This is a genomic window from Streptomyces rimosus, assembly GCF_008704655.1.
Lineage (GTDB): Bacteria > Actinomycetota > Actinomycetes > Streptomycetales > Streptomycetaceae > Streptomyces > Streptomyces rimosus.
Map to the genome: position 1 here is coordinate 488,225 of NZ_CP023688.1, position 14,092 is coordinate 502,316.

The following is a 14,092-nucleotide window of genomic DNA, read 5'->3' on the forward strand; positions in this document are numbered from 1 at the left end:
TTCGAGGAGCTGCGCGGCCTGGGCGCGCAGCGCTTCGCGGGTACGGCCCGAGACGAGCCACGGGACGGCGCCCGCCGCCACGGGCTCGGGCGCGGCCGGCTCCTCGGTGTCCTCCTGGGGTGCGGCCGGGGCCTCTTCCAGGATGGTGTGCGCGTTGGTGCCGCTGAGCCCGAACGAGGAGACGCCGGCCCGGCGCGGCCGTTCACCCTGCGGCCAGGGGACCTGCTCGGTGAGCAGGCGTACGGCCCCCTGCGTCCAGTCGACGTGCGAGGACGGCGCGTCCACATGGAGCGTGCGCGGGAGCAGGCCGTGCTTCATGGCCAGCACCATCTTGATGACACCGGCCAGGCCGGCCGCCGCCTGGGTGTGGCCGAGGTTCGACTTGACGGAGCCCAGCAGGAGGGGGCTGTCGGCGTCGCGGCCCTGACCGTAGGTCGCCAGCAGCGCCTGCGCCTCGACCGGGTCGCCGAGGGTGGTGCCGGTGCCGTGCGCCTCGACGGCGTCGACCTCGTCGGCCGAGAGCCGCGCGCTGACCAGCGCCTGTTCGATGACCCGCTGCTGGGAGGGGCCGTTGGGGGCGGTCAGGCCGTTGGAGGCGCCGTCCTGGTTGACGGCGGAGCCCCGTACGACGGCCAGGATCTCGTGCCCGTTGCGGCGGGCCTCGGAGAGGCGCTCCAGGACCAGGACGCCGACGCCCTCGGCCCAGCCGGTGCCGTTGGCGGAGTCCGCGAAGGAGCGGCAGCGCCCGTCCGGGGAGAGGCCGCCCTGGCGGCTGAACTCCACGAAGGTGGTGGGGCTGGACATCACGGTCACACCGGCGGCCAGCGCGAGGGAGCACTCGCCCTGGCGCAGCGAGTGGGCGGCCAGGTGCAGGGCCACGAGGGAGGAGGAGCAGGCGGTGTCGATGGTGACCGCCGGGCCCACGGCCCCGAAGAAGTAGGCGAGGCGGCCCGAGATGACGCTGGTGGTGGTGCCGGTCAAGGCGAAGCCCTGGACGTCGTCGTCCGGGCCCACCCGGTACTCCTGGGGCATCGCCCCGACGAACATGCCCGTCCGGGTGCCCCGGACCGCCGCCGGGTCGATGCCGGCCCGCTCGAAGGCTTCCCAGGAGGACTCCAGCAGCAGCCGCTGCTGCGGGTCCATGGCGAGCGCCTCACGCGGGGAGATCCCGAAGAAGGAGGCGTCGAATTCGGCCGCTTCGTGCAGGAAGCCGCCGGAGAAGTCCCCCGCGTCCTCGGCCGCCTGCTCCCAGCCGCGGTCGGCGGGCGCCTTGGTGATGCCGTCCCCGTCGGCGGCGAGCAGGGACCAGAGCTCCTCGGGGCTGCGCACGCCGCCCGGGAAGCGGCAGCTCATGCCCACGATCGCGATCGGCTCGCGGGCCGCCGCCTCCAGCTCGCCCACCCGCTGCCGGGAGCGCCGCAGATCGGCACTGGCCCGCTTCAGGTAGTCGCGGAGTTTCTGTTCCTGGTCCATGTTCGCCACGTTCAACCCAACCCATCTCAAGACCGGCGGACAGCAGAGGATTTCGTTGTGGGCATCCGGCACTGGGGACGGTTGTTCCACAGCGACTGATGAGATATCTGCGTGCCCGGCACGAGGCAGCTCGACTTCCCGCACGCCACCTGCCCAGTCTCGACAAGGACGGCCATGGAATTCCCTAGAATCGGCCGGGCCCCGGGAGCGGCAGCACGACGAGGCGCCGGGTACCGCGGTTGCTCCGCGGTACCCGGCGCCTTGTGTCCCGTCGGCTCGCATTCGGACCATGGGCCGGGCACGGGGCAGGGACCGGCCCGCGGGTCCGCGCTCGGCGAGCCGCGGGATTGCGGGAATGTTGCTTGTGCGTTACTTGATGAAGCCCTCGACGACACGGGGCGGCCAGGTTCCCACCGTCAGCACCCCCATCGCATAGGCGCGGGAGACCAGTGCCGCGCGGTTGGGCACCTTGAGTTTCCGCAGCAGTCCGGTGACGTGATACTCCACTCCCTGCCGGCTGAGATACAGCCGGGAGGCCAGCGGAATCGTGGACAGGCCCGCCGCTATTCCCTCCAGGATTCTCGCGTCGATCTCACTGAGTAATTTCTTGCGGGGCGCGACCACCGCGTCGCCCTCGGCGCTCTGCCCCGGCCGCATCAGCACGAGCACCGCCGCCGGGTCGGGGGCGTAGCCGCTCACCGCGGTGGCCGTGAGGTTGCCGGTGAAGGCGTCGCCCTCCGAGCGCAGCGCCACGACGTGCGCGGAGAACCGGTCGCAGCGGCCGCTCAGCAGCCGTTCGAACTGCCGCATGAGCGGCTGTCGCACGCTGGGGTGCACCAGCTCGCGGAAGTCGCGGCCGCACACGTCGGGGGCGGTGGTGGTCGAGGAGTCGGAGGGTGCGCCGGCGAGCACATCGGCGCCGGTCTCGTCGGGGGTCGCGAAGTTGCGGAAGAAGTCCTGGGTGGCCTGACGGATCGTCAGTGTGGGGTCCAGTACGGCCATGCACACGCCCTGCCGGTCGGCCGGCGGGCGCGCGTCCCGCCGTACCGGGGCGACGGCCGTCGCGACCGGGCCGGCCGCACTCCGGCCTGTCGAAATCTGCGGGGAATCCACCAGAGCGGAAAACTTCAAGGGACCGACATCCTTTCCAACCCCCGTCTGTAACCAGAAGTGCACGAGCAATCGAGCGAGGTGGCGAAAATCCGGAGAATGAAACGCCCCGGGCCGACCGAAGGCCCGGCAGTTGCGGGAGAATTCCGACCTCCCCGAACACATTCGACACTAGGGAGAGGTCCAGACAAGCGTCAACGTCCACCCGGCCCGGTACGGCTAAACCTGTGGTCGCCACCCGGAGGGGTACGGTCCCGCACCACTCTTTCGGTGCCCCCGAACACCCCGTACCGTTTACCGCCGGTAAGCCGTACGGGGCCAGGACGGACTCACCCCACGGCGAACACCGCGCCCGCACTTCGGCTTCCCGGCAACTCGCGTCGCCCCGCCACGCCCAACTTCCGGTAGCACGAGGTCAGATGCTTCTCAACGGCCCGTGTACTCACACCGAGTTCATCGGCGATTTCCTGATTGGTCAGTCCCTTGCCCACCAGAGAGACGACCTTGCGCTCGCTGTGGGTGAGGGAGGCGTCCACACTCGGCGCGGTGGTCCCCAGGGCCGCGTAGGCACGTTCGGTCAGCCAGGGGGCGCCGCAGGCGGTGGCGAGATCGGCGGCCTCGCGCAGGACGGCCTTCGACTCCTTGCCGCTCTCCAGCGCCCGGCCCAACTGCAGCAGTGTACGGGCCCGTTCGAGCGTGTTGGCGGACGCCCGCAGGACGTCGGCGGACTCGCGCAGGGCGGCGACGCCGCCTCCCCCGGGCAGCAGGGCCCTCAGCCGCAGGGCGCGGCCGAGCGAGGCGGGGGCCGCCCACTGCCGCGCCCAGGACAGCTCCTCCTCCGCCAGGGCCAGGGCCGCACGGGGCTCGCCCAGGCGGTGGTGGAGGGCGATGGCGCGGGGCCGCCAGGGGTAGAGGGCGGAATTGCGCCAGCCGGCCGCTTCCAGCTGGCGCCCGCAGCCCAGCAGGGATTCCAGCGCGTGGGCGCCACGGCCGCGACGCGCGTCGAGCGATGCCTTGAGGAGTTGCAGCATGGCGGTCAGCGCGAGACCGCCCGTCCAGCGCTGCCCGGCGTCCCGCAGGAGGTGTTCGATCAGCTGGACGTCGCCGGTCTCCATGGCCACCGCGGCCCGTACGGCGGTGGTGGGCTCGCGCCAGTCCGCGTCCGCCAGTTCGGCGGCCAGGTCGGCTTGTTCGCGGGCCTGGGTCAGACGGCCGCAGGCCAGCTGGACCAGGGCGTTCTCGGCGTGCACCACCGCGTCGGGGCGGTCGGCGTGCTGCTCGCCGGACAGGCGGGCGTTCAGGCCCTCCACGGTGTCGGCGGCGTACAGGGCCACCGCGACCAGCGGGAGCGCGATGCAGGCACGTGCGGCGGTCACCGGCTCGCGTTCCAGGATCTTTCCGGCCAGGGCGGCGACATCCGTGGCGGACAGGGCGCTGGAGAGGGTCGCCGCGTTGGTCAGCACGGCCGCCAGTTCGCGGTCGCCGCCGGTGTCCAAGGGGGGCGGGGTGCCCAGTGCTCTCAGGCGTTCCACCGCTCCGGTCAGTTCCGTCGGGTTCTCGTGCCCGGCGTGCCAGAGCCGCGCTTCCAGGCGCAGGGCGATCTCCCGGGCGGTGCCCCGGTGCGCGGCCGTGGGGTCGAGGTCCTCGGACGCGCGGCGCAGCAGGTCCACCGCCGAGGCGGGCGCCTCGCCCAGGAAGGTGGGCGGGATGAGCAGGGTGGCGGCGGCCCGGTCGGTGGCCGAGGGCAGGAGGCGGACGGCCTGGCCGATGTGGCGTTCGCAGGCGGCGGGGTCGGTGGCGCGTTCGGCGCCGGCCAGCTCGATCAGCAGGCGCGCGCGCTCGAAGGAGCCCGTACTCCCCAGCAGAGCGCGCTGGAGATAGCGGGCGGCGGTGTCCGGTGCTCCTCGGCGCAGGGCGGCCTGCGCGGCTGCCCGCAGTACCGCCACGGCCCATGGATGGTGGGTGGCGGTGACGGTCATCAGCAGGTCCGCGACGTGTTCGGCGGGCCGGCCGGCCTGATGGAGGAGTTCGGCGGCGGCCTCGCGGGAGCGCTCGCGTTCGGCGACGGTGAGAGAGGAGTCGACGGCGTCGCGGACCACGGGGTGGATGAAGCGCGGGGTGTCGTGCGGGCCGAGCAGGCCGAGGTGGTGCAGGGTGCGCAGGGCCTGCTGGAAGCCGACGGCGTCCAGGCGCGCGTGGCGCCGGAAGAGGTCGGTGTCGCCGTGGTCACCGAAGGCGGCGATGGCCGCGGCCAGGTTCCGTACGGGCCCCGGCTGGGTGCACAGGCAGCCCGCCAGGCGGTCGCGGAACTGGGCGGGGCCCTGCACACGCACCTCGTCGGCGTGCTCGGCGGTGGGGCGGTGGCCGGTCAGGGCCAGCTCGCGCAGCACGGCTTCGAGGAAGAGCGGGTTGCCCTCGCAGGTCTCCTGGCAGGCGAGCGCGTAGGCGTCGTCGGCGGGCTCGCCCAGCTGGTGCTGGATCATGGCCCGGGTGCCGTCGAGCGAGAACGGGGCGGGGCGCAGGACCTCGGCGGCGTCCGCGAGGTCGCGGATGAGCGGGTGCTGCGCGCGGGGGTCGCCGTCGCGCAGGGTGCACACGAGGACGACGCGCAGGGCGAACGGACGCCGGACCAGGTAGGCGAGCCAGCGCAGGGAGGGCACATCGGCCCACTGCAGGTCGTCGACGAGGAGGAGTACGGGGGTGTCGGCGCAGATCTCGGCCAGTACGGAGCGCAGGTCGTGCAGTACGGCTTCGGAGGCGGGCGTGTCCTGGTCGCCGGGGGCCGGGAGGCGGCCGGCGGGGCACGGCCCTGCGGCGCCGCCCGCGCCCTGGCCCCTGGGGTCGGCGCACAGGGCGGGCCCCAGGAGCTGGTGGAAGATGCCGTAGGCGAAGTCCTGCTCCATGGGTGCGGCGTTGGCCCGCAGGACCCGTACGGTGTCGGGGGCCTGGGCGCCGGCCTCCTGGAGGAGCGTGGACCGGCCGATGCCCAAGGGTCCGGTGAGCACCAGGGCGGACGAACGGCCCGCCTGCGCCCGGCGTAGTGCGGTATTGATGCGGGTCATTTCGGCCTCCCGCTCATACAGCATCCGTTACGTCCCTTTCCGTCGACCGGCTCCGCGCGCGGAGTTCCTTGCGTGAGGTGATACGCAATTTCTTGTAGGTATTGCTCAACCGGTGTTCGACGGTTCTCCGGCTCACCATGAGCTGCTCGGCGATCTCGCGGTTGCCCAGGCCGCGGCGGGCCAGTTCGGCGGTCTGCCGCTCGGCGGGCGACAGGGCGGACCAGCCCTCGGGAAGGGCCTCGTCGTCGGGAGCGGCCGGCTGGTCCAGCTGGGCGGACAGCCACCGCACGCGTTCGGCCAGCCGGCCGGAGGTACGGGTGACGCTGAGCCGGGACAGTTCGGACAGCAGGCGGGCCGCGGAGGCGCGCTGGCCCTTGGTGACCTCCTCGGTGACGAGGTCCGCCAGAACCCATGCGTAGGCGAGCCGGGTGGGCAGCTCGCCCAGGAGGCGGGTGGTCGTGCCGTCGGCCGGCTCCTGCTGGTCGACGCTTTCGGCGCCCAGCTGGGCCAGGCCCAGTGCGCTGGGGGCACCCCACTGGCGGGCGAGGGTCAGCTCCTCACGGATCAGCCGCTGGGCCTGTTCCTGGTCGCCGAGCGTGAGGCAGGCCCGGGCGGCCATCGAGCGCCAGGGCAGCACGATGGGGTTGGCCCACTGTCGGCGCAGCAGCCAGCGGCCGCTCTCCTTGAACAGTTCGGCGCTCTCGGCCCAGTGTCCTTCCTCCATGGCCACGCGGGCACGGGCGTACAGCAGATAGGGCCAGTAGACGCCGTATTCGGCGCCGGGCGGCAGGGGGGTACGGGCCAGGGCGCGGGCCTCGTCGCACCGGCGGTCCTCCTGGGCGATGGTGCTGCGTACGGCGATGAGGTGCGAGGCGGCCAGGGGGTGCCAGGCGGCGAGGGGAAGGGCCCGTTCGGCGGCGTCCGCGGCGCGGTCGGCGGCGTCCAGGCGGCCACCGCGCAGATGCAGTTCGGCGGACAGGGCCAGGGCGCGGGCCAGGACGGGGTGGCTGTGGCGGCGGCGCAGTTCGGCGATGACGGTGGCGAGCCGGTCCTCGGCCTCGGTGGCGGCATCGGTGGCCCACAGTGCCCGGACGGCGGCCAGGCGGGGCAGTGCGGGGGCGGCGTTGCCCGCGTCCAGGGCGCGGCGGGCCAGCTCCGCGACCCGTGCGCGGTGCCGGCCGCGTGCGGCGAGCTGCCAGGCCCGGACGCCGGCCTGGGCCGGTGCCAGCGGGTGTTCGGGCAGGGTGGGGAAGCCGGGGGCGGGCAGGTCACAGGTCTCGGGAGCGCTCTCAGCCGCATACCAGTACAGCGCGATCAGCTCGTCGCGCTCGCTGCCGTGGGCGGTGGCGAGGGCGTGCGCGGCGGCGCGGCGGCCCCAGGCGTCGTCGCCGCGGGCCAGGCCCATGTCCAGGGCCCGTACACGCAGCTGGGCCCAGGGTTCGCCCTCGTCCGGGGCCTGGACGAGGGTCATGAGCCTGCGGTCGCCGGCTTCGGGAGCGGACACGGCCTCGGCGCCGGCCAGGTCGAGGCCGAGGTGGGCGCGTTCCAGCGGGTCCTGGGGCTCGTCCAGGGCGCGGTGCAGATACGTGGCGGCGCGGGCGAAGTCGCCGCGGCGCAGGGCGGCGCCGTAGCCGCCGCGCAGGGCGTGCACCGCCCAGGGCTCGCCGATGGGCGGTGCCTCCAGCAGGAGGCGGGCGATGTCCTCGTCGTCGGCCACGATCTGATAGGCGAGGTGGGCGGCGCGGGCGTACAGGGCGGCGCGTTCGGCGGCGGGTGTGTCCTCCAGGATGCGGGCCCGGACGATGGGCATCCGCAGGCGTTCGTGGGTGCCTTCGGGGACGGTGAAGCCGGCCATCTCCAGCGACGCCCGCAGCCGGGATTCGCGTACGGTGCGCAGCCCGGCCAGGGAGCAGATCAGGGGGAAGTCGAGCAGGTCGCCGCCGACGGCCAACGCGCGTAGCACGGCGGTCGCCTCGTCGGTCAGTCCGCGCAGGGCGCGGCCCGCGCGGTCGCCGACGATGCCATTGATCAGGGTGTGCAGCTGCGGAACACGGTCGGCGGCCGGCCGGTGGCCAGCGTCGGCGAAGCAGCGCAGGGCCGCGTTCAGGACGGCGGGGCTGCCGTGGGCCGCCTCGGTGGCCGCGGCGGCGAACGCCTCGTCGCACGGGGTGCCGCAGATCCGCTCGGTCAAGGCGGCGACCGCGCGCGGGCTCAGGGGTTGAACGGTGAGGCGGCGGAACAGCCGTGCGGAGGGGGTGGCGTCGGCCAGCCAGTCGGGGCCGTACGGGTACAGCCCGGTGCGTCCGACGATCAGGACGAGGGGGACGCCGTTGGCCAGGCGGCGCACCAGGGCCTGCAGCCACTGTACGGAGGCCGGGTCCAGCCACTGCGCGTCCTCCACCGTCACCAGCGTGGGTGTGCGGCGGGCGGTGTGCAGGAGTTCGGGCAGGCCCGGCAGACAGGCCGGCTCCTGCTCCCTCCGCAGATCCTGTAACGAGCGTTCGGCCACCTCGCCCAGCTGGCCGAGCAGCTGGGTCACGGCTCCGTAGCGCAGATCGCGTTCGGCCAGCGAGCCGCTGACGCGCAGGACGCGTACCGAGCGCTCCTCCGCGAGGCGGCCGGCCCAGCGCAGCAACGCGTTGTGGCCGAAGCCGGGGCGGCCGGTCACGGAGACGACGGCGGGACGGCCTTCGCCGAGCGCGACCACCGCACGGCCCAACTCGGCCTGCTGTTCCTCACGTTCGAGCAGGGGCGGATCGGCGCGCAGCCGTCCCGCCCGTATGAACCCCGCGTATAGCTGCTCGTCGTTCAACCCGGTCACCGACCTCACCCCGGCCGTCTCAGCGCTGACCGCGCGTCCGCGACGCCTGCCGTGGCACCCGCGCCCCGCGGACGCCCGGAGTGCGCAGGACCGCGGCGAGCTGGGCGCGCTCGGTGATGGCCAGCTTGCGGTACACGTTCGTCAGGTGCATCTCGACCGTACGGACGCTGACGTGCAGCGACTGGGCGATCGAGCGGTTCCTCGCGCCTCCGGCGGCGAGGCCGGCGACCTTGCGCTCCATGCTGGTGAGCAGGTCCAGGGGCGAGCCGGTCATCTTCCGCATGCGGCCGCCCGCCGCCAGCAGGGCGCCGCGGGCGTTCTGCCCCAGGGTGAGGGCTCCGCAGCGCTGGGCGAGGTCGGCCGCGGCACGCAGGTGCTCGCGCGCGCCGCGCCGGTCGTCGGCCGCCAACAGGGTCTGCCCCAGGACGAGTTCGGCGCGGGCGTGCTCCACACGGGCCGGTGAGGCGGCCAGCGCCTGTACGGCCTCGCCCAGCAGGGCCACGCCCTTCTCGCCGGGGGTGGCCACACCGCGGGCCAGGGCGGCGAGGCCGAGGACGCGCGGGGTGCCCCAGCGCCGTGCGAGCCGGGTGCCGTGCGCCGCGAGGTCCCGGGCCTCCTCGGCGCGGCCGAGTTCCGCGAGCACACAGGCCGCCTCCGCCCACCAGGGCAGATACAGCGCGTTGCGCACTTCGGCCTCCTCCAGCGACCTGCCGCATTCGAGGAACAGTGCCAGCGCCCCTTCGGGGTCGCCCAGGGCATGTCGGGCACGACCGTGGACCAACAGGTACCGGTAGAAGGACCACACGTACTGGTCGCGCCATACGGGGTCGATGCCGGCCAGCAGCTTCTCGGCGCGCGCGGCCTCGCCCCGGTCCACCAGCACGCCGGCCAGGGCCAGGCGCGGCAGGGCCACCGTCTCGCCCCACTGTTCCGCTTCGCTGATCTGCACCGCCCTGCGGGCGTCCGCGAGCGCGTCCGGGAGGGAGCCCAGACCGTGCAGGACCAGGGCGCGGATGGACAGGGCCAGGGAGTAGGTCCAGACGGCGGAGTTCTCCCGGCCGTGGCGCAGGAGGCGGTCCAGCGCGCGCAGCGCGTCGTCGGTACGGTCGGCGAGGGCCAGGACGAAGCCGGAGTTGATCAGCGACCAGTTCTTCAGGGGCAGCTGGGGCGAGCGGACCGCGCGCAGGGCGCACTGCACCGCGGGTTCCGGGTCCGCCTCGTCGTCGAACACCCTCAGTACGGCCATCGCCCCCAGCTTCTGGCGCTGGGCGGGGGTGTCGCCCTCGGGCACGGCCATCCCCGCGGCCCGCTTCCGGGCCCCGGCGAACGTACTGCGGCTGTGGGCGCCGACGATCAGCAGCACCGACTCGACGAGCGTGCGCAGTTCCCGGTCGGCGGGCAGCGGGTCGGGGCCGAGTTCGGCGTCGAGGGCGTCCAGGACCTCTTCGAGCATGCCCAGGGCGGCGGAGCCCTCGCGGGCGGCCAGGCAGGTCGTACCGAACTGCGCGGCGATCCGCGCCCTGGTACGGATGTCCACGCTGGGCGCCAGCGCTCCGCGGAGCAGCCCCATGGCCGCGGGCGGATCGGTCTCGGCGAGCGCTCCGGCCAGCCGGGCGCGGACCTCCACGCTGCCGGGGTCCACCTCCAGGACCCGGTACAGGTAGCGGGCCGCGGCCTCCGGGGCGCCGCGCTTCCCGGCCCGTACGGCGGCCTCCCGCAGGACGCCGGGCATCCAGGGCTCGGATACCGAGGGCAGCTCCAGGATGTGGCCCGCGACCTCTTCGGCGGGCCGGCCCGCGTCGCTCAGAAGGAGGGCCGCCCGGGTACGCAGGCACACCAGGGTGTGGGTGTCCAGCGTCGCCAGCACCGCCGCGCGCACCGAGCCGTCCGTGAAGTGCCGGCCGCCGGGCAGCAGCAGCCCGGCCCCGCGCAGCACCGTCAGGGCGTCCTCGACGACATCGGCGGGTACGGCGGCCAGCGGGCCCACGAGGTCGGTGCCCTGCTCGCCGAGGACCGCCACCGCCCGCGCGACCTCGCCGACCCAGGCCGGCCGGCGGTCCAGGAACGTGCGGGTCCAGTGGGCCAGGACGCGCCCGCCGACCTCGGGAATCCGGTCGGCGCCGACCACGCCCGAGCCGGCGCCCTCGGCCCGCAGTTCGCGCAGCAGGTGGTCCAGGAGGCGCGGGTTGCCGGCGGTCACGGCCCAGGCGCGGGAGACGAAGACGGGGGCGGCGGGCGCCGGGAAGGCCCGCCGTACGGCCTCGGCCACGTCCGTCTCGGTCAGCGGCAGCAGGCGCAGCATCGTGGTGCGGCGGTGGGCGGTGAGGTCGGCCAGGGCGCGGTGGGCCGGGGCGCCGCGCGAGAGGACGGTGCCCTCGGCCTGCCGGGTGAGGACGACGAGCAGGGGCAGGCCGTCCGCCCTGCGCAGCAGGAAGTCCAGCCAGCGCAGGGAGAGTTCGTCACAGTGGTGGACATCGTCCAGGGCCAGGACGAGGGGGTGGCGGCTCAGCTCGTCCGCCGCGAGGCGGTACAGGTCGTGGAACGCGCGCTGTACGGCGGGGGCGTGCGGCGGGTCGTCGGCCAGCGCCCCGGGGGTCAGGGCGAGGAGGGCGCGGCAGGCGGTGTCGTCGCGGGAGGCGTCCCGTACGGCCGGGCCGAGCAGCGCGCGCAAGGCGTATAAGGAGTCGCCCGCGGTGGTCTCCTCGCAGGTACCGCGCAGCACCTTCGCGTGCCGGCAGGCGTCTCCGTCCAGGAAGGCATGCAGGAGGGCGGACTTGCCGACACCGGCCGGGCCGGTGACGACGACCGATCCCGCCTTGCCCCACCGGGCCTCGCGGGCCAGCCGGTCGAGTGCCCCGATGTCGTCGGCCCGGCCGACCAAGGTGCTGTCCGCGCACGATGTGGTGCTCCGGTCTTGCACCATAGAGCTCCTCGCACCTCAGAGACACAACAGATGCGACGGGGCGTCACCACATCATGTTGTAAATCACTCTAAAGAGTGATGTCCGACGTGCGCCACAGTACATGATCAGCAGACTTCGTGGCCAGGGTGCCCTTACTTGGCGAACTCCTCCCCATGCGTGAGGTGTTCACGCAGCAGCGCCAGAACGGCGGGGGCCTGCGAGCTGAGGAAGAAGTGGCCTCCCGGATACACCTTGAGGTCGAACGCGCCCGTGGTGTGCGCGCGCCAGTCCCCGGCCTCCTCCAGTGTGGTCTTGGGGTCGTCGTCCCCCGTCAGCGCGGTGATCGGCGCCTTGATCGCCGCCCCGGGATCGCAGCGGTAGGTCTCCACCGCGGTGTAGTCGCTGCGGATCGCCGGGAGGATCATGCGCAGCAGTTCCTCGTCGCCGAGCAGCGCGGCGTCCGTACCGGACAGCAGCTTCAGCTCGGCGACGATGCCCTCGTCGTCGCGCCGGTGGACGCTCTCCGCGCGGTAGCGCGACGGCGCCCGCCGGCCCGAGGCGAAGAGGTGCGTCAGTTCGCCGCCGTCGGCCTCCAGCCGCCGGGCCACCTCGAACGCGACCATCGCGCCCATGCTGTGCCCGAAGAACGCCGTCGGCCGCGACCTGATCCGGTCCCGCAGGGCCGCGTACACCAGATCGGCCATCGTCCCGATGTCATCGGGACTGGTCTCGGTACGCCGGTCCTGGCGGCCCGGGTACTGCACCGACAGCACCTCCGCCACGGGCGCCAGCTGTGCCGACACGGGGAAGAAGAACGAGGCCGAACCGCCCGCGTGCGGAAAGCAGACCAGTTGGCGCGGGCGGTCCGGCGCCGGGTGGTAGCTCCGGGCCCAGAGGCCGTCCGCCGTGGTCGTCGTCATGGTGCTGGCTCCTCCTCCTCGCGATGGCACCGGGCCGGCGCCGGTGTGCGGCGGCCGGCACCGGCCCGGTGGTCCTCACGTCCATTCCACAGGGAAGAACGCGGGAAATCACCTAGTGTTCGCGCCCGCCTACCAGCTGGCGGCCAGCAGCAGGTCGCCGTACTCCCGCTCGCGGGACGCCTGGCGCAGGTCGGCGTCGACCATCATGCGCATCAGCTCGGGGAAGTCGACGGTGGGCTCCCAGCCCAGCTGGGTACGGGCGCGCTCGGCGTCCGCGCACAGGATCTCCACCTCGGCCGGGCGCACCAGCGAGGGGTCGATGCTGACGTAGTCCTCCCAGTTCAGGCCGACGTGGTCGAAGGCGATACGCACGGCGTCGCGGACCGAGTGCATCTCGCCGGTGCCGATCACGTAGTCGCCGGGCTCGTCCTGCTGGAGCATCAGGTGCATGGCGCGGACGTAGTCCCCGGCGAAGCCCCAGTCGCGTACCGCGTCGAGGTTGCCCAGGGACAGCTTGTCCTGGTAGCCGAGCTTGATGCGGGCCACCGCGAGGGAGATCTTCCGGGTCACGAACTCCGCGCCACGGCGCGGCGACTCGTGGTTGAACAGCATGCCGGAGACCGCGTACATGCCGAAGGACTCGCGGTAGTTGCGGGTGATGAAGTGCCCGTAGGTCTTGGCCACGCCGTAGGGGCTGCGCGGCCGGAAGATGGTGGTCTCGCACTGCGGGGTCTCGGCGACCTTGCCGAACATCTCCGAGGAGGACGCCTGGTAGAAGCGCATCTGGCTGCCGTCGGCGCTGCGCGAGCCGTTCAGGCCGCTCACCATGCGGATCGCCTCCAGCATGCGTAGCACGCCCATGCCGTTGATCTCGGTGACGAGTTCGGCCTGCTGCCAGGACATCGGCACGAACGAGATCGCGCCGAGGTTGTAGATCTCGTCGGGCTGCACCTTGTCGACGGCGGACACCAGGCTCGCCTGGTCCATCAGGTCACCGTCGACGAAGTTCAGCTCGGAAACGAGCCGGCTCACCCGCGACTTGCGGGGATTCGCCTGCCCCCGCATCAGCCCCCACACCTGGTACCCCTGCGCAAGCAGATGCTCGGCCAGATAGGAGCCGTCCTGCCCGGTGATTCCGGTGATCAGCGCACGCTTGGACATCTCATTCCTCTCCTCCACATGGAACACACCGCCCAAACGCAGAGCCGAATCGGCTGCTTGACCTCTTGGCTACCGGGACCCGAAAGGGCACCGGCTGACATCAGAATGCCGTGGTCCCGAACGCTGGGTAATCGGCACGCTGGCAAGCGGCCGGTCACGGTGTCAAGGAATTCCGGGCACTCTAGGGAATTCCCGAGTGCCCGTCACCGCGCGTTTGCGGCCCGTTGTCACCGGTGCCACCGGCCCCAACGCGGCCCGCGGCCCCCGCCCGGCGGCACACTAGGGATTTTCCGGTGGGCGGTGCGCTGCACTGTCCGGGTGTGCCCCCTCCAGGCCCGGCCGGCGCTCTCATCCCTGGCACCGGCCGGGCCTGCCCGTCTCCTGGAGCGTCGCCCGGTGCTGCTCACCCTCCTGCCCATTTTCTTGCGGCCGCACCGGCGCCCCGTCGCACTGCCGGGGCTGCCGCAACCGGCGCAGATCCTGGCGTCGATGGGCGCGGTGGCGCGCGGCGGGTTCCGCACCCCGTCGCTTTCGGGCACATTCCCGGCCGTACGAATCCGTTCTGCGTCCGTCGGCGGAAATGACCGGGCCCGGTGGGTGGTCCGCTGCGCGAACGCACCACCGGAGTCAGCTTCGTACGGG

General features: G+C 73.3%; 7 protein-coding genes (1 of these 7 only partly in view). All 7 read right to left on the reverse strand.

Going from position 1 to position 14,092, the window contains the following annotated elements:
- Positions 1 to 1,473 carry the start of a type I polyketide synthase gene (locus CP984_RS01755; protein WP_030180235.1) on the reverse strand. The gene continues 26,949 nt to the left of window position 1, outside the view, so the window shows 1,473 of its 28,422 coding nt (coding positions 1–1,473); the start codon lies at positions 1,471 to 1,473; its stop codon lies beyond the left edge, outside the window.
- Between the two features lie 369 nt (positions 1,474 to 1,842).
- Entirely contained in the window at positions 1,843 to 2,604 is a 762-nt protein-coding gene (locus CP984_RS01760; protein ID WP_003982115.1) for a LuxR C-terminal-related transcriptional regulator, read from the reverse strand.
- Positions 2,605 to 2,912: 308 nt separating this feature from the next.
- Positions 2,913 to 5,645, reverse strand: coding sequence for an ATP-binding protein (locus CP984_RS42550; protein WP_003982114.1), 2,733 nt, complete (start codon positions 5,643 to 5,645; stop codon positions 2,913 to 2,915).
- A 13-nt stretch (positions 5,646 to 5,658) separates the two neighbouring features.
- Positions 5,659 to 8,466 (reverse strand): helix-turn-helix transcriptional regulator, encoded by a 2,808-nt coding sequence (locus CP984_RS01770; RefSeq protein WP_226048589.1) that lies wholly within the window; start codon positions 8,464 to 8,466, stop codon positions 5,659 to 5,661.
- 19 nt (positions 8,467 to 8,485) lie between these two features.
- Positions 8,486 to 11,389 carry a helix-turn-helix transcriptional regulator gene (locus tag CP984_RS01775; RefSeq protein ID WP_003982112.1) on the reverse strand — a complete coding sequence of 968 codons (2,904 nt, stop codon included), beginning with the start codon at positions 11,387 to 11,389 and terminating at the stop codon, positions 8,486 to 8,488.
- A 132-nt stretch (positions 11,390 to 11,521) separates the two neighbouring features.
- The gene (locus CP984_RS01780; RefSeq protein WP_003982111.1) at positions 11,522 to 12,289 is read right to left on the reverse strand and encodes a thioesterase II family protein; all 768 of its coding nucleotides are present in this window, start codon (positions 12,287 to 12,289) and stop codon (positions 11,522 to 11,524) included.
- A 129-nt stretch (positions 12,290 to 12,418) separates the two neighbouring features.
- Positions 12,419 to 13,450 carry a GDP-mannose 4,6-dehydratase gene (locus CP984_RS01785; RefSeq protein ID WP_003982110.1) on the reverse strand — a complete coding sequence of 344 codons (1,032 nt, stop codon included), beginning with the start codon at positions 13,448 to 13,450 and terminating at the stop codon, positions 12,419 to 12,421.
- Positions 13,451 to 14,092 lie beyond the last annotated feature (642 nt).

Coding starts and splice junctions, on each gene's coding strand:
- CP984_RS42550 (WP_003982114.1), bottom strand. CDS start 5,645: ATGACCCGCATCAATACCGCACTACGCCGGGCGCAGGCGGGCCGTTCG.
- CP984_RS01775 (WP_003982112.1), bottom strand. CDS start 11,389: ATGGTGCAAGACCGGAGCACCACATCGTGCGCGGACAGCACCTTGGTC.
- CP984_RS01780 (WP_003982111.1), bottom strand. CDS start 12,289: ATGACGACGACCACGGCGGACGGCCTCTGGGCCCGGAGCTACCACCCG.
- CP984_RS01785 (WP_003982110.1), bottom strand. CDS start 13,450: ATGTCCAAGCGTGCGCTGATCACCGGAATCACCGGGCAGGACGGCTCC.